At 71.6% G+C, this 17,978-nt stretch carries 18 protein-coding genes and 1 pseudogene; 11 read left to right on the plus strand and 8 right to left on the minus strand.

Features of this window, described 5'->3' with window-relative positions; all coding sequences use genetic code 11:
- Positions 1–378: 378 nt before the first annotated feature.
- Complete coding sequence (locus ABT063_RS00170) at positions 379–1,683, plus strand: MFS transporter (protein WP_351054786.1); 1,305 nt, start codon at positions 379–381, stop codon at positions 1,681–1,683.
- On the opposite strand, the gene ABT063_RS00175 is transcribed toward ABT063_RS00170, so the two are convergent.
- Complete coding sequence (locus ABT063_RS00175) at positions 1,684–1,917, minus strand: hypothetical protein (protein WP_351054787.1); 234 nt, start codon at positions 1,915–1,917, stop codon at positions 1,684–1,686.
- A gap of 57 nt (positions 1,918–1,974) precedes the next feature.
- Between ABT063_RS00175 and map the strand changes: the two genes are divergently transcribed.
- Complete coding sequence (map, locus tag ABT063_RS00180; RefSeq protein ID WP_351054788.1) at positions 1,975–2,832, plus strand: type I methionyl aminopeptidase; 858 nt, start codon at positions 1,975–1,977, stop codon at positions 2,830–2,832.
- Between the two features lie 143 nt (positions 2,833–2,975).
- Positions 2,976–3,623: a biliverdin-producing heme oxygenase gene (locus ABT063_RS00185; RefSeq protein ID WP_351054789.1), complete on the plus strand. Its 648-nt coding sequence runs from the start codon at positions 2,976–2,978 to the stop codon at positions 3,621–3,623.
- Positions 3,624–3,668: 45 nt separating this feature from the next.
- Here ABT063_RS00185 and ABT063_RS00190 read toward each other — a convergent pair whose 3' ends face one another.
- The gene (locus ABT063_RS00190; RefSeq protein WP_351054790.1) at positions 3,669–4,346 is read right to left on the minus strand and encodes a PhzF family phenazine biosynthesis protein; all 678 of its coding nucleotides are present in this window, start codon (positions 4,344–4,346) and stop codon (positions 3,669–3,671) included.
- A 110-nt stretch (positions 4,347–4,456) separates the two neighbouring features.
- On the opposite strand from ABT063_RS00190, the gene ABT063_RS00195 reads away from it, so the two are divergent.
- The 4 genes and pseudogenes from ABT063_RS00195 (at position 4,457) to ABT063_RS00210 (ending at position 7,949) form a co-directional block, all read left to right on the plus strand.
- Complete coding sequence (locus ABT063_RS00195; RefSeq protein ID WP_351054791.1) at positions 4,457–5,542, plus strand: FecCD family ABC transporter permease; 1,086 nt, start codon at positions 4,457–4,459, stop codon at positions 5,540–5,542.
- Positions 5,539–6,372 carry a heme ABC transporter ATP-binding protein gene (locus ABT063_RS00200; protein ID WP_351054792.1) on the plus strand — a complete coding sequence of 278 codons (834 nt, stop codon included), beginning with the start codon at positions 5,539–5,541 and terminating at the stop codon, positions 6,370–6,372. Before ABT063_RS00195 ends, ABT063_RS00200 begins: the two co-directional genes overlap by 4 nt.
- A gap of 442 nt (positions 6,373–6,814) precedes the next feature.
- A pseudogene (locus ABT063_RS00205) lies at positions 6,815–6,988 on the plus strand (iron transporter); the annotation flags it as partial.
- Positions 6,948–7,949 (plus strand): SCO2278 family lipoprotein, encoded by a 1,002-nt coding sequence (locus ABT063_RS00210; protein ID WP_351054793.1) that lies wholly within the window; start codon positions 6,948–6,950, stop codon positions 7,947–7,949. The pseudogene ABT063_RS00205 and the gene ABT063_RS00210, both read left to right, overlap by 41 nt.
- 47 nt (positions 7,950–7,996) lie before the next feature.
- Here the strand turns inward: ABT063_RS00210 and ABT063_RS00215 are convergent, their stop codons facing one another.
- Positions 7,997–8,734, minus strand: coding sequence for a bifunctional DNA primase/polymerase (locus ABT063_RS00215; protein WP_351054794.1), 738 nt, complete (start codon positions 8,732–8,734; stop codon positions 7,997–7,999).
- A gap of 168 nt (positions 8,735–8,902) precedes the next feature.
- Between ABT063_RS00215 and ABT063_RS00220 the strand changes: the two genes are divergently transcribed.
- Complete coding sequence (locus ABT063_RS00220) at positions 8,903–9,760, plus strand: glycerophosphodiester phosphodiesterase (RefSeq protein ID WP_351054795.1); 858 nt, start codon at positions 8,903–8,905, stop codon at positions 9,758–9,760.
- On the opposite strand, the gene ABT063_RS00225 is transcribed toward ABT063_RS00220, so the two are convergent.
- Complete coding sequence (locus ABT063_RS00225) at positions 9,739–10,356, minus strand: TetR/AcrR family transcriptional regulator (protein ID WP_351054796.1); 618 nt, start codon at positions 10,354–10,356, stop codon at positions 9,739–9,741. The two genes, ABT063_RS00220 and ABT063_RS00225, sit on opposite strands and share 22 nt — an antisense overlap.
- Before the next feature lie 108 nt (positions 10,357–10,464).
- Here ABT063_RS00225 and ABT063_RS00230 point away from each other — a divergent pair, with 108 nt between their 5' ends.
- Positions 10,465–10,689 carry a DUF6243 family protein gene (locus ABT063_RS00230; protein ID WP_351054797.1) on the plus strand — a complete coding sequence of 75 codons (225 nt, stop codon included), beginning with the start codon at positions 10,465–10,467 and terminating at the stop codon, positions 10,687–10,689.
- Here the strand turns inward: ABT063_RS00230 and ABT063_RS00235 are convergent, their stop codons facing one another.
- The 3 genes from ABT063_RS00235 to ABT063_RS00245 all read right to left on the minus strand — a co-directional run bounded on the left by ABT063_RS00235 (position 10,690) and on the right by ABT063_RS00245 (position 14,215).
- Positions 10,690–11,682, minus strand: coding sequence for a small ribosomal subunit Rsm22 family protein (locus ABT063_RS00235; protein WP_351054798.1), 993 nt, complete (start codon positions 11,680–11,682; stop codon positions 10,690–10,692).
- 65 nt (positions 11,683–11,747) lie between these two features.
- Positions 11,748–12,923 (minus strand): serine hydrolase domain-containing protein, encoded by a 1,176-nt coding sequence (locus tag ABT063_RS00240; protein WP_351054799.1) that lies wholly within the window; start codon positions 12,921–12,923, stop codon positions 11,748–11,750.
- Positions 12,875–14,215: a multidrug effflux MFS transporter gene (locus ABT063_RS00245; RefSeq protein WP_351054800.1), complete on the minus strand. Its 1,341-nt coding sequence runs from the start codon at positions 14,213–14,215 to the stop codon at positions 12,875–12,877. The genes ABT063_RS00240 and ABT063_RS00245 overlap by 49 nt, the downstream gene beginning before the upstream one ends.
- Positions 14,216–14,331: 116 nt before the next feature.
- Here ABT063_RS00245 and ABT063_RS00250 point away from each other — a divergent pair, with 116 nt between their 5' ends.
- Positions 14,332–15,366, plus strand: coding sequence for a Gfo/Idh/MocA family protein (locus ABT063_RS00250; protein WP_351054801.1), 1,035 nt, complete (start codon positions 14,332–14,334; stop codon positions 15,364–15,366).
- Here the strand turns inward: ABT063_RS00250 and ABT063_RS00255 are convergent.
- Positions 15,353–17,005, minus strand: a complete 1,653-nt coding sequence (locus ABT063_RS00255) for an alkaline phosphatase D family protein (RefSeq protein WP_351054802.1) — start codon at positions 17,003–17,005, stop codon at positions 15,353–15,355. The genes ABT063_RS00250 and ABT063_RS00255 overlap by 14 nt on opposite strands.
- Before the next feature lie 134 nt (positions 17,006–17,139).
- Here ABT063_RS00255 and ABT063_RS00260 point away from each other — a divergent pair, with 134 nt between their 5' ends.
- Positions 17,140–17,910 (plus strand): SDR family oxidoreductase, encoded by a 771-nt coding sequence (locus ABT063_RS00260; protein ID WP_351054803.1) that lies wholly within the window; start codon positions 17,140–17,142, stop codon positions 17,908–17,910.
- The last annotated feature ends 68 nt before the right edge of the window (positions 17,911–17,978 follow it).

Below are 17,978 nucleotides of genomic sequence, written 5' to 3' on the forward strand. Positions count from 1 at the left end.
CCATCAGCCACCACGCACCGCCACAGCGCCATCGACGCCCGCCAGCGCCAGACAAGCGCACCACCACACAACCCAACCCCCACCCACAACAGACAGCCTCACCACAACACAACCAGCCACCCCCCATCAGCCACCACGCACCGCCACAGCGCCATCGACGCCCGCCAGCGCCAGACAAGCGCACCACCACACAACCCAACCCCCACCCACAACAGACACGCCTCACCACACCACAACCAGCCACCCCCCATCAGCCACCACGCACCGCCACAGCGCCGTCGGCGCTCGCCCTCCGCGGCGGCCGGTTTCCGTCGTCGCTCGCGGCGCTCGGGAAAAGTGCTTGCTCGCCACTGCCCCTCCCTCGAACCATGGCCCCTCGTGACCGACGCCGCCGCCCCCTCCGGCCTTCGCGCCCTTCTGCCCGACCTCGCCCCTTGGCGGGCCTCCGTCGACTTCCGCAGGCTCTGGCTGTCGGGGCTGATCACGAACTTCGGGAGTTTTCTGACCTTCGTCGCGCTGCCGGTGCAGATCAAGGAGCTCACCGGGTCCGCGGCGGCGGTGGGGGCGATCGGGGCGGTGGAGCTGGTGCCGATGATCGTGTTCGGGCTGTACGGCGGTGCGCTCGCCGACGCCTGGGACAAGCGGAAGCTGATCGTGTGGACGGAGGCCGGGCAGGGGCTGCTGTGCGTGGTGCTGCTGGTCAACGCGGTGATGCCGAGCCCCGCCGTCTGGCCGCTGTACCTCGTCGCCGCCTTCTCCTCAGCGCTCGGCTCGGTGCAGCGCCCCGCGCTCGACTCGCTGATGCCGCGGATCGTGGCTCATGAGCACCTGCCGGCCGCGGCCTCGCTCAACTCGTTGCGCTGGCAGGTCGGCGGCGTCGCCGGCCCCGCGCTGGCGGGCGTGGTCGTCGCGTTCGCGGGGCTCGGCTGGGCGTACGCCGTGGACCTGGCCACCTTCGCCGTCTCGGTGGTGTTCTGCGTACGGCTGGCCCCCTCCCCCGCCTCCCACGAGGCCAGGAAGCCGTCCCTGAAGTCCATCCTCGAGGGCGCCCGGTACGCCTGGAGCCGCAGGGAACTCCTCGGCACGTACGTCATCGACATCGCGGCGATGCTCTTCGCGATGCCACTCGCCGTACTGCCCTTCCTCGCGGACGAGCTGGACGCCGAGTGGTCGCTCGGCCTGATGTACGCCGCCGTCCCGGCCGGGGCGCTGCTGGTGAGCCTGACCAGCGGCTGGACCTCGCGGGTGCACAAGCACGGGCGGATCGTGGTGCTCTCGGCGGCGCTGTGGGGCGTGGCGATCGCCGCTGCCGGTGTCTCCGGGAACGTCTGGCTGGTGCTGCTGTTCCTCACCGTCGGCGGCGCCTGCGACATGGTCAGCGGCGTCTTCCGGGCGGCCATGTGGAATCAGACGATCCCGGACGAGCTGCGCGGCCGGCTCGCCGGGATCGAGTTGCTGTCGTACTCGGTGGGGCCGCAGCTGGGCCAGGTCTGGGTGGGCGGCATGGCCGCCTGGCGGGGCGTGCGGACGTCCATCTGGTCGGGCGGTCTGCTGTGCGTGGGCGCGGTGGGGCTGCTGGCCCTGTGCCTGCCGAAGCTGATGACGTACGACGTGCGGACGAACGAGCACGCGGTGCGGCTGCGCGAGCAACGCGCGGCCGCCACGGCTGCCGTGGACGGCTGATCAGTCGTCGTCCGTGGCGCCACCCGCCGGCGCGTCGTGCCATTTCGGGTCGTTCTCCCACTCGAGGTTGCGCTCGCGGGCGGTCGCCATCGCGTGCTCGGCCTCCTTGCGGGTGGCGTACGGCCCGAAGCGGTCCTTGGCCGGGCACTCCGGCCCTTCCTCGACCTTCCTGTGCTGGAGGCAGTAGTACCACTCGCCCGGTTTTCCGACCGTGCGCTTCTTGAACAGGGCCATGACGGCTCCTTTCACCACGGACATGTTCCCCCACGCCGCCTCGTTAGACTCACTGACATGTCTGGCCAGTCGCTGCTCGTACCAGGGGAGCTGTCTCCCACCCGTTCCGTGCCCGGAAACATCCGCCGTCCCGAGTACGTCGGCAAGCCCGGGCCCACTCCGTACACCGGGCCGGAGGTGCAGACGCCCGAGACGATCGAGGCGATGCGCGTCGCCGGCCGGATCGCCGCGCGGGCGATGGCTCAGGCGGCGAAGCTGATCGCGCCGGGTGTCACGACCGACGAGCTGGACAAGGTCGCGCACGAGTACATGTGCGACCACGGCGCCTACCCCTCGACGCTGGGCTACCGCGGCTTCCCCAAGTCCCTGTGCAGCTCGATCAACGAGGTCATCTGCCACGGCATCCCGGACTCCACGGTTCTGCGCGACGGCGACATCGTCAACCTGGACGTGACGGCGTACATCGGCGGGGTGCACGGCGACAACAACGCGACGTACCTGGTGGGTGAGGTCGACGAGGAGTCGCGGCTGCTGGTGGAGCGGACCCGGGAGTCCCTCAACCGCGCGATCAAGGCGGTCAGGCCGGGCCGGCAGATCAATGTCATCGGCCGGGTCATCGAGTCGTACGCGAAGAGGTTCGGGTACGGGGTGGTCCGGGACTTCACCGGCCACGGGATCAACTCCTCGTTCCACTCGGGGCTGATCATCCCGCACTACGACAGCCCGCACGCGACGACCGTCATCCAGCCCGGGATGACGTTCACGATCGAGCCGATGCTGACGCTCGGGACACACGAGTACGACATGTGGGACGACGGCTGGACGGTCGTGACGAAGGACCGGAAGCGGACGGCGCAGTTCGAGCAGACGCTGGTGGTGACGGAGACGGGGGCGGAGATTCTGACCCTGCCGTAGCGCCGCGCTCGCTGTGGCCCGCTCTCTTCGGAGGGCGGGCCTTTCGCGTGTGGGATCAGTGGAGATTCCGGGTATCAGTTTACCGACAGTGAGTCGGCAAAAACGTTGACTTAGGTAAGCCTAACCATAGAAAATCTGGGCTCATGGACTCCTTCTCGACAGTCATCCGCACCGCTTCCCAGCAGCAGCATGTGGAGGCGAACACCTCGACGTTCATGAGCGACATGCTCGGCGGCAGGCTCGGCGTCGACGCGTACGCGCGCTACACCGAGCAGCTGTGGTTCGTGTACGAGGCACTGGAGGCCGGTGCGCAGCGGCTGGCGTCCGACCCGGTGGCGGGGCCCTTCATCCGGCCCGAGCTGTTCCGGCTGAGCGCGCTGGAGAGCGACCTTGCCCATCTGCGAGGGCCGGGCTGGTGTGCGGGGCTGTCCGCGCTGCCGGCGACGCGGGAGTACGCGGAGCGGGTGCGCGAGTGCGCGGAGCGGTGGCCGGCCGGTTACATCGCCCACCACTACACGCGTTACCTGGGCGACCTCTCCGGCGGCCAGATCGTCCGCGACAGGGCGGAGAAGACGTGGGGCTTCGCCAGGAAGGGCGACGGGGTCCGCTTCTACGTCTTCGAGGAGATCCCCAACCCCGCCGCGTTCAAGCGGGGTTATCGGGAGCTGCTGGACGCCGTCCGGGCGGACGACCTGGAGAAGCAGCGGATCGTCGCGGAGTGCAAGCGGGCGTTCGACTTGAACTTGGGGATGTTCCGGGCGCTGAGCGAGGAGTTTCCGGTGAGCGCCTGAGACTCGGCGCTCTCAGTGACCTCGGTGACCTCAGTACCCGCGCGCTCAGCGTTCCAGGAACACGCGTCCGCCGACCTCCACCCAGCCTCCGGGCTGCGGTGCGGTGAGGATCTGCGATCCCGCGCCCTGCGTGATGTTCAGGGCGCGGCCCAGGCGGTCCGTCAGGAGCAGTGCCGCCGCGCCCGTCGCCTCGTCCTCCTCGATGCCGTCGCCGCGGCCGGGGAAGGCGCGGGCGCGGATCCGGCCGGCGGACTCGTCCTCCCAGGCCCAGGCATAGATCCTCCCCCACTGCCCGAAAGGCGTGGGAGGTGCCCCCATCCCCGGCGGCGGAACGGGCAGGTCGTCGACCTCGGCGGCCGTGGGGTACTGGCGCAGGGTGCGCGGCGGGGCCCACTCCGCTCGCGCCTCGATCCAGCTGAACTCACCGTCCAGACGGGCGCCCACCACCCCGGCCGGCGTGACCAGTTCGGGCACGTCGAGGAGCCAGGCCGTGCCGACGCAGGGGTGGCCGGCGAAGGGCAGGCGCAGGGTGGGCGTGTAGATGTCGATGACGCCGCGCTCGGGGTCGTCCACGAACACCGTCTCGCTGAAACCGAGTTTGCCCGCGAACGTCTGTCGGTCCGCCGGGTCCGGCAGCACGGAGCCGTCCCGGACGACGCCGAGCTCCTTGCCGTATCCGCCGTTCGCTCCGCAGAAGACGCGGAGTACGTCGTAGTCAGTCACGCGGGCATTGTGCCTTGAGAGTTGCCCGGTGTTGGTGCCGACCTGGGACTACATCCGAGCAAGGCGAGGCAAGGCTAACCTAAGCTCACACCGCCGAGAGGGATGCCCGCATGACCGTACTGGAGAAGGCCGCGCAGGACGCGCCGGCCGAAGTACCGCCGCACAGACGGCACTCCGCCGCCTGGCTGCTGACCGCCGGGATGGCCGTCGGCCTTCTCGTGCTCGTGCCGGTCGCCGCCGGGACCGGCGCCTACGCGGTGCCGGTCGGGGACGTGCTCGACTCCGTGCAGCACAAACTGGGCCTGGGCGGTGCGGAGTTGGACCGGGTCGCCGAGTCCGTGCTGTGGAATGTGCGTTTCCCGCGTATCGTCCTCGCGCTGCTCATCGGGGCCTCGCTGGGCTGCGCGGGCGCGCTGATGCAGGGCGTGTTCGGCAACCCGCTGGCCGAGCCGAGCACCATCGGCGTCTCCCTGGGCGCGGCGGTCGGCGCGGTCGCCTCGATCTCGCTCGGCCTGACCTTCCTCGGCACCTGGACCCTCCCGGCGATGGCCTTCGTCGCCGGTCTCGGCACCGTGCTGCTGGTGTACGCGATGTCCCGCGCGGCCGGCCGTACGGAGGTCGTGACGCTGATCCTCATGGGCATCGCGGTGAACGCCTTCGCCGGCGCGCTCATCGGCCTGTTCATCTTCCTCGCGGACACCGCCGCGGTGAACCAGATCACCTTCTGGCAGCTCGGCTCCCTCGCCCAGTCCACCTGGCCCAAGGTGCTCGCGGTGCTGCCGTGCGCGGCCCTGGGCCTGGTGCTGGCGCCGCTGTACGCGCGCCGCCTCGACCTGCTCGCGCTCGGCGACCGGCCCGCCCGGCATCTGGGCGTGGACGTGGAGCGGCTGCGGATCCTGCTGATGTTCGTCGTCGCCCTGCTGACGGCCGCCGCGGTGAGCGTCTCCGGCGTCATCGGCTTCATCGGCCTCGTCGTCCCGCATCTGCTGCGCATGGCGGCCGGGCCCGGGCACCGTTTCCTCATCCCGGGCAGCGCGCTCGGCGGTGCGGTCGTGCTGCTCGCCGCCGACCTCGCGGCCCGGACGATCGCCGCTCCCGCCGAGTTGCCGCTCGGTGTGCTGACCGCCCTGCTGGGCAGTCCGTTCTTCTTCTGGCTGCTGCGCCGCACCCGGCGCAGGCAAGGGGGTTGGGCATGAAGCTCCTGCGGGACATGAAGCTCCTGCGGAACCGTCCGGCACCGCCGCCTCCGGCGGAGCCCGGCGACGTCCTCGCCACGACCGAGGACCTGTACGTCCGTCTCGGCACCCGCGAGGTGCTCCGCGGCGTGGACATCACCGTCCGCGCGGGCGAGGTGCTCGCCCTGGTCGGCCCCAACGGGGCGGGCAAGTCGACGCTGCTCGGCGCCCTGGCCGCCGATCTGCCGGCCGCCGCAGGTGTCGTACGGATTCACGGGCGCCCGGCGACGGAATGGTCCGCACCCGAACTCGCCCTGCGGCGCGCGGTGTTGCCCCAGTCCGCCACGCTCTCCTTTCCCTTCGCGGTCGAGGAGGTCGTCCGGATGGGCCGCGCGCCGTGGGCGGCCGTCGCCCCCGACGAGGACGACCCGGCCGTGGCCCGGGCGATGGCCGCCACCGAGGTCACCGCCTTCGCTTCCCGCTCCTTCTCCGCCCTCAGCGGCGGCGAGCGGGCCCGGGTCGCGCTCGCCCGGGTGCTCGCCCAGCGCGCTCCCCTGCTGCTGCTGGACGAGCCGACCGCGGCCCTCGACCTCAAGCACCAGGAACTGGTGCTGCGGGTGTGCCGGGAGCGGGCGCGGGCCGGGGACGCGGTGGTGGTCGTGCTGCACGACCTGGGACTCGCGGCGGCCCACGCGCACCGGGTCGCGATCCTGCGCGCCGGCCGGATCGCCGCCGCCGGGCCGCCGGCCGAGGTCTTCTCCGACCGGCTGCTGACGGAGGTCTACGACCAGCCCGTCGAGGTGCTCCCCCATCCGCGCACGGGCGAGGTCCTGGTGACTCCTCGACGCTGAAGCCGTCGCGGCTGACGCTGACAATCGGGTTCGGGCCCATCCGCGCGGACGACCCGCAGGCCGCCGGGCCGCCGGCCGCAACATCGCGGGGGCGGAGACGACCGGCTGAAGAAGTTCGTGTGGGTGGACCACAAGGCCGGGCCAGAGTGGCGACCCAGGGGGGTGTACCCGACAGTTCGGCAAGGTCAAGGAGTGTGACAAGCCGTTCGTCAACTACCCGGCGCTAAAGCATCGGGCTTGCGCAACGGGCATCACTGGCTGTGATGCTGCGTTCGCGTCCAGCCCCACCCCGCTGACGCGTGGTCTGCTTGATCAACGAATCCGCAGGACCGGCACGCGAACCAGGCCTGGGAGACCCGGTTCGCCCGGTACCACCGCCCGGCGGCCGGCAATCTCCGTCGCCCTGCGGTAGCGCTTCGATCCCGGCCTGCCCAGGCCGCCGGGCGTCTTCAGCTTCCAGCCCGATCCGACCGTCCTCCAGGTCACGGTGTGGCTGCTGTACTTGATCCCGGCGCTCGCGCTCTTCCTCGCCCCGGTAGGGTTCGCCTCCGGGAAGGGGAAGGTGAAGGAACCTGATGAGCAGGGATCGCGGCCCTCGAAGGCTCCGCAGGCTTGACCGGAGCGCACTGATAGCGGCTTCAGTGACCGCTTTGTCGTTGACGGCGAGCGGTTGCGTGGTGGTGCACGGGGAACGGGAAGTGCTCCCCGCGACCACCCGGGCGGAGGCCGCCGAGGCACTCGAGCAGTTCACATCCGCGTACAACAAGGCCGACAAGGCGTACGACAGTTCCCTGGACGCGGACCACGTCACCGGCGCCCTCGGCGCCATCGACGCGGCGCGGCTGAAGGCCGGCCGCGCCACGAATCCCGACGGCAATCCGGCGCACACGCCGCTGAAGCTGACGGACGCGACGTACACGATCCCGAAGAAGGCGGGCTGGCCGCGCTGGTTCGTCGCCGACGCGCGCGGCAACAAGGGCGGCGACGTGCGCTGGCTGCTGGTGTTCACCCGCAGCGCCCTGGACGATCCGTGGCAGGTGGCGTATCTGACGCTGGTCTCCCCCGAGGACGTACCGAAGTTCAAGAAGGACGCCGACGGCTGGGCCGAGGCGGTGCCCGTGAACTCCACGGACCTCGCCGCCGAGCCCGGGACGTTGAGCCAGAACTACGTGGCGTACCTAAAGAGCGGCGGGAAGGGCTTCGCACCCGGCACGCACACCAACGGGTGGCGCCAGCAGCGGCAGAAGGAGTCCCGCAAGCCGGGTCTGGCCACCCAGTACCTCGACGAGCCGCTGGCCGACGGCGACTACGCCCCGCTGGCGCTGCGCACCACGGACGGCGGGGCGCTGGTGTTCTTCGCCATCCGCCGCTTCCAGAAGCAGACCGCCGCGCCGGGCGCGTCGATCCCCACCCCGGCCGAGGGCGTGCTGGCCCTGACGGACGGCGAGATCAAGCAGTCGCTCACGACGGAGTACGTCTCCAACCAGGTGGCCCTGGACCCGAAGAAGAGCGCGGGCGACGGTCAGGTGTCGATCCTGGGCCGGATCGAGGGGCTGACGGCGGCTCAGGGCAGCTGAGACTTACCGGTGCAGGGGTCTGAGGCCCAGGATCCATCAGAAGGGCCCTAGCGGCGCAGGGGCCAGGCCGCGTGCGCGTGGTCCGGCTCCTCGCCGACGTAGCGGGCGCAGGCGTCGGTGAGGACTTCCAGCAGGGTCAGCGGGTCGGGCAGCGGGTGCTCGGGGCCGCGGACCCAGTGCACTGACTGGTCGTCACCGGGGAGCCGGGCGGGCGGGACGAGGACGTAGGAGCCGCGGCAGTGCCAGCGCAGGCCCGGGTGCTCGTCCATCGTCTCGGGGTGGCAGTCCAGTTCGCAGGGCCACCACTCGTCCTCCTCCTCGGGGGTGCCGCGGGTGAGGGTGAAGAAGAGCAGCCGGCCGTCGTCGCTCTCGGCGACCGGTCCGACGTCGATACCGGAGTCGAGCAGCCGCTCGAGCGCCTCGCGGCCGGCTTCCAGGGGAACGTCGAGGACGTCGTGCACCATGCCGGTCGCGGTGATGAAGTTGGCCTGCGGCTGGTGCCGGGCCCACCGCTCGATCTGCGCGCGGTCGGTGGTGGACTGGGTCTGCCAGGCGAACGACACCGGGTGCCGGGCGGGGGTGGGACAGCCGACGCGGTCGCAGGAACAGCGGTAGTCGGGGGTGGGATACGCGGCGGGCGCGAGGGGCAGTCCCGCTTCGGCGGCGGCGAGCAGCAGGGCCTCACGGCCGCCGCCGTCCGTGGCGGCCTCCTTCGGGCGACGTCCGCGCAGCCATTGGGAGATTTTGCCCTGCCGGCCGGTGCGGCCGCCGAACTCCGCGCTCATCTATCCCCTCGCCTCGCTGTCGTGCGGAACAGCATGCCCTATGGTCCCACCATCCCGCGCTCCGGGGGGCCGTAGCCGACATCCGGTGCAGGTCGGGCGAGGTGTCTGCCAGTTGGATGGAGTGTCATTGTCGACTTTGACGGGATTTGACTGCCTACCGTGGTCGGCATGGTCACATGGATCGCGCTGACGGGACTGGCCTCCGCGGCTTCCGTGGTCTCGCTGACCCTCGTGGGAGGGGCGACCCCCCTTGAGTGGGGCGCGGGGCCGCTGACGGTGGACTCGCTGCCCCACGTCACGTACGTCGCCCATCGCGGCGGCGCCCGAGAGGTCCCCGAGAACAGCATGTCGGGCCTGATGGCCGCTTACGAGCGCGGTACGGCGCAGGTGCTGGACTTCGACACACGGATGCTGCGCGACGGCACGCCCGTCGTGATGCACGACCCGACCCTGAACCGGACGACGTTCCTCGGCGGTGAGGTGCGCGGGCTCGACGGCCGCGAATGGCAGGGGGTACGGCTGCGGCCGAGGGACTCGCTGCCCGGGAGCTGGCGGTCGGAGCGGCCGCCGACGGTGGCCGAGGTGCTGGACCGTTTCGGCGGGCGGATCGTGCTGATGCTGGAGGCGAAGGACCCGCGCAGCCTGGGGCGGCTGGCCGCGCTGATCCGGGCCCGGGGGCTCACCCGCTCGGTCTTCGTCAACTCCAACGACCCCGAAGTGGCCCGCCGTACCCACCGGCTGGGCCTGCTCTCCCAGCTGTGGCGCTCGGCCGAGCAGCTGCGCCGGGACCGGCCCGAGCGCTGGCGGTCCTACGTCGACCTGCTGGACGTCGATCACCGGGCGCGGGACGCGGACCTCGTCCGGGCGGTGCGCTCGGGCATCCCGCGGGTGTGGGCACACACCGTGCTGACTCCGGCCCAGCGGGACCGGGCGCTGGCGCTGGGCTGCGACGGGATCATCACGGACGCGCCGGGGCGGCTGGCGCGGCATCCCGTCCGGGGGGCTCAGCGGGGGGCGAGGCCGTAGAGGGCGTAGTCGACGAGGGTGTCGGTGTACTCGTAGGAGATCGGGCCGGTGTACTGGAGCCAGCGCTGGGCCAGCGGGGAGATGAAGAACTCCAGGGCGATGCGCGGGTCGAGGTCGGGGCGCACCTCGCCGGCCTCCTGCGCGGCGCGCAGCCGGTCGACGTAGAGCTGGATGGACGGTTCCATGAGCGTGGCCGCGCACCTCCGGCCGAGTTCTTCGTCGACCAGCCCCTCGGCCGCCAGGGCCCGTGACGGCGCCGCGTACCGGGGGTCCTTCAGCTGGTCGACGGTGGCCCGCAGTACGGCCTTGATGTCGGCGGCGAGGTCACCGGTGTCCGGGATGACGTACGGTTCCGCACCCGCCTCCCGCGACGCCTGCACGAAGAGGTCGAGGTACGCCTCCAGCAGTACGTCCGCCTTCGACGACCACCACCGGTAGATCGTCTGCTTGCCGACGCCGGCACGGGCGGCGATGCCCTCGATCGTGGTCTTGCGGTAGCCGAGCTCGACGACGAGCTCGATGGCGGCGTCGTAGATCGCGCGACGGGACTTCTCGCTGCGGCGGGTGGTGTCAGGTGCGGGCTTCTGCAGGGTCATGGAACGAATTTAACAGGTTGACAAGACGGAGCGTCTCGCTGGACAGTAGGTCAGACCGAGCGAGACGATACGTCTCGTCGATTTGACGAACATCAGGAGGAGACCGTTATGGCCCGAGGCGGAGAAAACACGTTGGGCGTCGGTGGCACGCGGAAGAACCTCGGCCGCAGGGCCCTGCGGGGCGGCGCCCAGGACGGCCGGTTCGGCGGCGGAGTCGACCGCCAGGCCCAGAAGCGGGAGCTGCTGCGCAAGCTCCAGGAGGAGCGCACGAGTAAGGCGAGTAAGGCGAGTACGGGGAACAAGGAGGGTCGTACGAGCGACGAGTCGTCGTGACTAGGGCCGGTCCGCCGGTGGCCAGGGGTCGCCCCAGGTCGCGTCGCGGGCCGCCTTGTACAGGTCGCCGTGGCGTTTGGTGACCGTGCGGCGGTCGAGGTGCTCGTCGGTCTCGCACAGGTCGAGGAGCACCTGGCCCTTGCGGATCTGCGGGCGCCGGACCACCCGGGAGGGGGCCGGCGCCACGGGGATGCGGGCGGCGGCGACGTAGGCGAACTTCTCGTCCTCGTAGGCGAGAGAGCCGCCCTTGACCTGGCGGTGCAGGGAGGAGCGGCTGACCCGGGCCGAGAAGTGGCACCAGTCCTCGCCGGGGACGATGGGGCAGGCGGCGCTGTGCGGGCAGGGGGCGGCGATGTGGAAGCCGGCGGCGATCAGGCGGTCGCGGGCCTCGATGACACGGGCGTAGCCGTCGGGGGTGCCGGCCTCGACGATCACCACGGCCTGCGCGGCGGCCGCGGCGGCGGCCACGAGGGCGGCTCGGTCGGGGGCGGTCAGTTCGTTGAGGACGTAGGAGACCGTGACGAGATCGGTGCTCTCCAGTGTGAGTGCCGCTCCGATGCGGGAGCGCTGCCAACGGGTGTCCCGCAGGGCCGGGTTGGCGGTGGCGATCTCCTGGCCGAGGGTGAGCGCGGGCTCGGACCAGTCGAGGACGGTGACGGGGCGGGTGCCGTTCCAGGTCGCGGTCACGGCCCAGGTCGCGGCGCCGGTGCCGCCGCCGAGGTCGACGTGGCTGCGGGGGGTCCAGTCGGGTACGGCCTCTGCGAACGCCTCCAGCGCCGAGCGCACCGCCTCGTAGGTCGCGGGCATCCGGTAGGCGGCGTACGCGGCGACGTCGGCGCGGTGCCGGAGGATCGGGGCGTCGGTCGGGGTGGTGCCCCGGTAGTTGGCGATCAGCCGGTCCACGGCTTGCGCGGCCTCACGGGGCGGGAGGCCGTCGAGGAGGGTGGCGAGGCGGTGGCGCAGGGCGTCTGCCGGGGATACGGGGTCGTTCACCCGCCGATTCTATGTGCCCCGGCATTCGTGTCGGCCTCGCTGGGGGCTCCGCCCACACCTCGCCCCTACGTTCCCCGAACCGCCCGCGCCACCCGCGTCCCCGCCGCCGCCCGCGGTCTGCTGTCCGGCTCCCGTCTTCGTGGGTGCACCGTGTTCGCCAGCAGCACCAGGAACGTGTCCGTCGCCGGGTCCAGGACCAGCGACGTGCCCGTGAACCCCGTGTGCCCGGCCGCTCCCCGCCCCGCCAGCTCGCCCATGAACCACGGCTGGTCCAGGGCGAAACCCAGTCCCGGCTCGGTCAGCATCAGCTCCACGAAGTCCGGGCCCAGGATGCGCGCCGGGCCGTACGCGCCGCCCGCCAGCAGCGCGCGGCAGAGGATCGCCAGGTCCCGGCCCGTCGAGAACAGGCCCGCGTGACCGGCCACCCCGCCGAGCGCCCAGGCGTTCTCGTCGTGGACCACGCCCCGCAGCATCCCCCGGTCCGCCTTGGCCCACGGCCGCCGCTGGTCCTCCGTCGCCGCCGCGCCGGGGCAGGGGCCGAAGCGGGTCGCCGTCATGCCCAGCGGGCGGGTGATGCCGTCGTGGACGAGGACGTCGAGGGTGCGGCCGGTGCTGCGTTCCAGGGCGTGCTGGAGGAGGAGCGGGTTGAGGTCGGAGTAGCAGTACGTGCCGGGTACGCCGAGCGGGGATTCCGCGCGCAGCATCGCCAGGCGTTCGCTGTCGTCGGCACAGTCGTGGAGGGGGAGTTCGGGCCGCAGGCCGGAGGTGTGGGTGAGCAGCTCCCGTACGGTGACGCCGTGCTCGGCGGCCCCGCGGAAGTCCGGCAGATACGCGCCCACCCGCGCGTCGATGCCGAGCGTGCCCCGCTCGATCTGCTGCACGGCGGCGATCGACGTGAACAGTTTGGTGAGAGAGGCCAGATCGAAGGGAGTGTCGACGGTCATCGGGACGCGGGCGTCGGGCGGCAGTTCCACGCCGGCGTCCGTCCGGGGGTCGTAGGACGCGTACCGGACGGCCCAGCCGGCCGCCTCCTCGACGGCGATCACGGGACCGCGCCCGACGACCACGACGGTGCCCGCCGCCCAGGGGCGCTCGCCGCGGGTCAGGTTCTGGACCTCCTGGACGAGATGCCGGATTTGCCCGGGGTCGAGTCCGGCCCTTTCCGGTGTGTCGCTGCGCAGTCTCGGCGCGCTCAGCTCTCTGCCCCCTCTGTACTCGCACGTTTGTTCCAGGGACGGCACATTCCCACGAAGCAGGCCAGCGCCACCAGTGCGGCGGCCAGTTGGACGACGGCCATCGGGACGGCGGTGTGCTCGCCGGCGACACCGACGAGCGGGGTGGCGATCGCTCCGACGAGGAAGGACGACGTACCGAGCAGGGCGGACGCGGAGCCGGCGGCCTGCTTGGTGCGCATCAGGGCGAGCGCCTGGGTGTTGGGGAGGGTGATGCCCATGGCCGACATCAGGACGAAGAGGGCGGCGGCCACGGCCGGCAGGCCGACCTCGCCGAAGGCGCCCAGCGACATCAGCAGCAGCGCGGTCGCCGCCAGGATCACGATCGTGAGGCCCACCGCCAGCACCCGGTCCAGGCTCACCCGCCCGACCAGGACCTTGCCGTTGATCTGGCCGACGAGCACCAGGCCCACCGAGTTGAGCCCGAACAGCAGGCTGAACGTCTGCGGCGAGGCGCCGTAGATCTCCTGGATCACGAACGGCGAGGCGGAGATGTAGGCGAACAGCGCGGCGAAGGCGAAGCCGCCCGTGAGCATGTAGCCGGAGAAGGCGCTGTCGGCGAGCAGGCCGCGCATCGCGCGCAGGGCCTCGCCGACGCCCCCGGAGTGGCGTTCGGCGGGCGCGAGGGTCTCGGGGAGCTTCGCCCACACCACCCCGGCCAGCAGCACCCCGACGACCGTGAGGACGACGAAGACGCCCCGCCAGTCCGTGATCCGCAGGATCTGTCCGCCGATGAGCGGCGCGACGATCGGGGCGACCCCGGAGATCAGCATGAGGGTGGAGAAGAAGCGGGCCATGGCCATGCCGTCGTAGAGGTCGCGTACGACGGCTCGCGCGATCACTATTCCGGCCGCGCCCGCGAGGCCCTGCGCCAGCCGGAAGGCGACCAGCAGCTGGACGGTGGGGGCCACGGCGCACAGGGCGGTGGCGACGACGTAGACCGCGAGGCCGATGAGCAGCGGGCGTCTGCGGCCCCACCGGTCGCTCATCGGGCCGACCACCAGCTGCCCGAACGCCATGCCGGCCAGGCAGGCCGTCAGGGTGAGCTGGACGGTGGCCGCGGGGGCGCTGAGGGACTGGGTGACCTCCGGGAGGGCGGGGAGGTACATGTCCATCGCCAGCGGGGGCGTGGCGGTGAGGCCGCCGAGGATCAGGGTGACGAGCAGGCCGGTGCGGCGCAAGGAACGGGCGGCCGGTTCCGGTTTCGGTACGGCCGCCTGCGAGGGGCGCGATATGTCAGATGTATCCGAGATGGACGGCGCCTCCTGTGACGCCTCGGCCGGCGCGTCGCGCTCGGGCATGTGCCCCTCCCTTTCCGAGTGATCCGCCACCTATGCTCTCAGCTCGTACGAAGTACCGAGGGCGCCGAGGGTGCCGAAGGTGCCGCGAGGGTCACGTGAGTGAGGGTGGGGCCGGGATGACGGAGCAGAGCGTGCGCTGGGGGATTCTGGCGACGGGTGGGATCGCGGCGGCGTTCACCGCGGAGCTGGTTGATCTGCCGGACGCGGAGGTCGTGGCGGTGGCCTCGCGGACACAGGCGTCGGCGAAGGCGTTCGCGGAGCGGTTCGGGATACCGCGGGCGTACGGCGACTGGGACGCGCTGGCGCGGGACGAGGACATCGATGTCGTGTACGTCGCCACCCCGCACTCGGCGCACCGGGCGGCCGCCGGTCTGTGTCTGGAGGCCGGGCGGAACGTGCTGTGCGAGAAGGCGTTCACGCTGAACGCGCGGGAGGCCGAGGAGCTGGTCGCGCTGTCCCGGACCCGCGGGAGCTTCCTGATGGAGGCCATGTGGATGTACTGCAACCCGGTGATCCGGCGGCTCGCCCAGCTGGTGCGGGACGGGGCGATCGGCGAAGTGCGCAATGTGCAGGCCGATTTCGGGCTGGCCGGCCCCTTCCCGCCCTCGCACCGGCTGCGTGACCCGGAGCAGGGCGGGGGCGCGCTGCTGGATCTGGGCGTGTACCCGGTGTCGTTCGCGCAGCTGCTGCTCGGCGAGCCGGCGGACATCGCCGCGAGGTCCGTGCTCTCCGGCGAGGGTGTCGATCTCCAGACGGGCGCGCTGCTCTCCTGGGAGAGCGGCGCTCTGGCTTCGGTGCACTGCTCCATCATCGGCGGTACGGCCACCACCGCCTCCGTCACCGGCTCGCAGGGCCGCATCGACATCCCGTACGGCTTCTTCCACACCGACCGGTTCGTGCTGCACCGGGACGGCCGCGACCCGGAGGAGTTCGCGGCCGTCCCGGCGGACGGTCCCCGGGGCAGCCTCAAGCACGAGGCGCGCGAGGTGATGCGGGCGCTGCGGGCCGGCGAGACGGAGTCCCCGCTGGTCCCGCTCGACGGCACGCTCGCCGTGATGCGGACGCTCGACGCGATACGGGACCGCATCGGCGTCCGCTATCCCGGCGAATCCCCCCGCGAAACGGGCGAGCCGGAACTCACGCCGGCTTGAGCCCCTGCTCCCCCACCTCCGTCACGAAGGACGCGGCCGTCGTGATCGGCGCCCCGGGGGTGAGCACGTACGGCACGGTCTTGAAGTCGGCCCGCGCCCGCTCCCGGCCCAGCGCGACGGTCACATAGCCGCGCCGCCCGTTGTAGAACTTCAGGTGCGGGTTGGCGGTCATGTAGGTGTCCCAGTTCGCGGGCTTGTCGGCGCCGTCCCGGCCGCTGGAGATGGAGGTCGCCACGATCTCCGTGCCGAGGGTCGGCGAGGCCTGGTCGTCGAAGTCGTCCTTGATGTCGAAGGCGTACGCCGAGTGGACGTCCCCGCTGAGCACCATCAGGTTCTCGACGCCGGCCGCCTCCGCTCCGTCGAGGACACGCCGGCGTGAGGCCCGGTAGCCGTCCCAGGCGTCCATCGACACCCGCGACGGCGTGGTCAGGTCGATGTGCCGCTGGGAGAACATGACCTGCTGCGGTACGACGTGCCACAGCGCCCGTGAGGCGCGCCATCCGTCGAGCAGCCACCGCTCCTGCGTCTCGCCGGTCATGGTGCGCGCCGGGTCGTCGGACTCGGGGCCGGGGGCGTGCGCGACATCGCCGTACGCCTGGTTGGAGCGGTACTGGCGGGTGTCGAGGACGTCGAACTGGGCGAGCCGGCCCCACTGGAGGCGCCGGTAGAGCCGCATGTCGGGGCCGGCGGGCCGCTGGGGGCGGCGCAGCGGCTGGTTCTCCCAGTAGGCGCGGTAGGCGGCGGCGCGGCGCAGCAGGAACTCCTCCGGCGGGACGGGGTTCGCTGGGTTGTCCTCAGGGATGTGGTCGGCGTAGTTGTTCTCGGTCTCGTGGTCGTCCCAGGTGACGACGAAGGGGTGCGCGGCGTGGGCGGCGCGCAGGTCGGGGTCGGACTTGAAGAGGGCGTACCGCAGGCGGTAGTCCTCCAGCGTGATCGTCTCCCGGTTGAAGAGGGCGGGGAGCGTGCGGTCGGTGTAGTTCCGCTGTCCGCCGACCGCGTTGACCGCGTACTCGTACAGGTAGTCGCCGAGGTGGAAGACGATGTCGACGTCGTCCTGGGCGAGATGGGCGTACGGGGTGTAGTAGCCGTCGTGGTACGCCTGGCAGGAGACGGCGGCGAGGGTGAGCGCGGAGGCCTGGTCACCGGACGCGGGCGCGGTGCGGGTGCGCCCGGTCTCGCTGACCCAGTTGCCCACCCGGAAGCGGTAGTGGAAGACCCGGCCGGGGTCGAGGTGGCTCACCTCGACGTGCACGGCGTGGTGGAACTCGGGGTGCGCGGTGACGGTGCCCCTTCTGACGATCCGGCGGAAACGGTCGTCGTGGGCCAACTCCCAGCGGACGGTGACCCGTTCGGCGGGCAAGCCGCTGTCGGGCTGGTACGGCGCGGGGGCCAGCCGGGTCCACAGGAGCACGGACGTCGGCAGCGGGTCGCCGGAGGCGACGCCGAGGGTGAACGGGTTCTCGGTGATCTTCGCGGCGTCGAGTTCGGCGGCGGCCGCGATGCCGGCCGACGGCAGACCCGTCGCGAAGGCGAGCGCGGCGGCCGCCGAGGTGACGGTCAGGAAGCGGCGGCGGTTCAGGTGGCGTGCGGCGGCGCGGAGTTCGGGGGCGTGCTGGGACGGGCGTGCTGCGGGTGTCATCCGGTCCTCCCCTGACGAATGGGTGCAGGGGGCATTGGAGTGGCCGGGGACGACCTGCGATGGGCAGGTACACAACAGCCGGATGGCGGATGGATGAGTTCCGCATGGCGGGCCCTCCCCTACGCTGCGGGCCCATGAATGCCATGCAAACTGCGAAGGTTTCGAGGATCGCGGTGGTGACCGGCGCGGGTTCCGGCATCGGTCGCGCGGTCGCCGTGGAACTGCTGCGCGCGGGCTGGTCGGTGGCGCTGGCGGGCCGCCGGGTCGAGACGCTGGAGGAGACGGCGGCGCTCGTGCCCGACGGGGCCTCCATCGCCGTACGGACGGACGTGTCGCGGCCTCAGGACGTGGCCGCGCTGTTCGCCGCCACCGTCGACCGCTTCGGGCGGGTCGACCTGCTGTTCAACAACGCGGGGACGTTCGGACCGGGCGGCGTGCCGGTCGAGGAGCTGCCCTACGACGCCTGGCGGCACGTGGTGGACACCAACCTCAACGGGGCGTTCCTGTGCGCGCAGGCGGCGTACCGGCAGATGAAGGAGCAGGACCCGCGGGGCGGCCGGATCATCAACAACGGGTCCATCTCCGCCCATGCGCCCCGGCCGCACTCGGTCGCCTACACCGCGACCAAGCACGCGTTGACGGGGTTGACCAAGTCACTGTCCCTCGACGGGCGGCCGTACGGCATCGCGGTCGGGCAGATCGACATCGGCAACGCGGCCACCGACATGACCGCGCGGATGCAGACCGGGGCCCTTCAGGCCAATGGCGAGATCGCGCCCGAGCCCGTGATGGATGTGGCCGATGTGGCGCGCACGGTGCGGCACATGGCGGAGCTGCCGTTGGAGGCGAACGTGCAGTTCGCGACGGTGCTGGCGACGACGATGCCGTACGTGGGCCGGGGCTGAATCACAACCTGCACAAGCGGAATATAACCGTCCGGCGCATTGTGGCCGGTGGCAGGCTTATGCTCTAC

This window comes from Streptomyces sp. NPDC002838, assembly GCF_040295365.1.
Classification (GTDB): Bacteria; Actinomycetota; Actinomycetes; order Streptomycetales; family Streptomycetaceae; genus Streptomyces.

Excerpts from the sequence above, each read along its gene's own strand:
- ABT063_RS00175 (WP_351054787.1), bottom strand. The coding sequence starts at position 1,917 with ATGGCCCTGTTCAAGAAGCGCACGGTCGGAAAACCGGGCGAGTGGTAC.
- map (WP_351054788.1), top strand. The coding sequence starts at position 1,975 with ATGTCTGGCCAGTCGCTGCTCGTACCAGGGGAGCTGTCTCCCACCCGT.
- ABT063_RS00185 (WP_351054789.1), top strand. The coding sequence starts at position 2,976 with ATGGACTCCTTCTCGACAGTCATCCGCACCGCTTCCCAGCAGCAGCAT.
- ABT063_RS00195 (WP_351054791.1), top strand. The coding sequence starts at position 4,457 with ATGACCGTACTGGAGAAGGCCGCGCAGGACGCGCCGGCCGAAGTACCG.
- ABT063_RS00200 (WP_351054792.1), top strand. The coding sequence starts at position 5,539 with ATGAAGCTCCTGCGGGACATGAAGCTCCTGCGGAACCGTCCGGCACCG.
- ABT063_RS00210 (WP_351054793.1), top strand. The coding sequence starts at position 6,948 with ATGAGCAGGGATCGCGGCCCTCGAAGGCTCCGCAGGCTTGACCGGAGC.
- ABT063_RS00215 (WP_351054794.1), bottom strand. The coding sequence starts at position 8,734 with ATGAGCGCGGAGTTCGGCGGCCGCACCGGCCGGCAGGGCAAAATCTCC.
- ABT063_RS00220 (WP_351054795.1), top strand. The coding sequence starts at position 8,903 with ATGGTCACATGGATCGCGCTGACGGGACTGGCCTCCGCGGCTTCCGTG.
- ABT063_RS00225 (WP_351054796.1), bottom strand. The coding sequence starts at position 10,356 with ATGACCCTGCAGAAGCCCGCACCTGACACCACCCGCCGCAGCGAGAAG.
- ABT063_RS00230 (WP_351054797.1), top strand. The coding sequence starts at position 10,465 with ATGGCCCGAGGCGGAGAAAACACGTTGGGCGTCGGTGGCACGCGGAAG.
- ABT063_RS00245 (WP_351054800.1), bottom strand. The coding sequence starts at position 14,215 with ATGCCCGAGCGCGACGCGCCGGCCGAGGCGTCACAGGAGGCGCCGTCC.
- ABT063_RS00250 (WP_351054801.1), top strand. The coding sequence starts at position 14,332 with ATGACGGAGCAGAGCGTGCGCTGGGGGATTCTGGCGACGGGTGGGATC.
- ABT063_RS00255 (WP_351054802.1), bottom strand. The coding sequence starts at position 17,005 with ATGACACCCGCAGCACGCCCGTCCCAGCACGCCCCCGAACTCCGCGCC.
- ABT063_RS00260 (WP_351054803.1), top strand. The coding sequence starts at position 17,140 with ATGAATGCCATGCAAACTGCGAAGGTTTCGAGGATCGCGGTGGTGACC.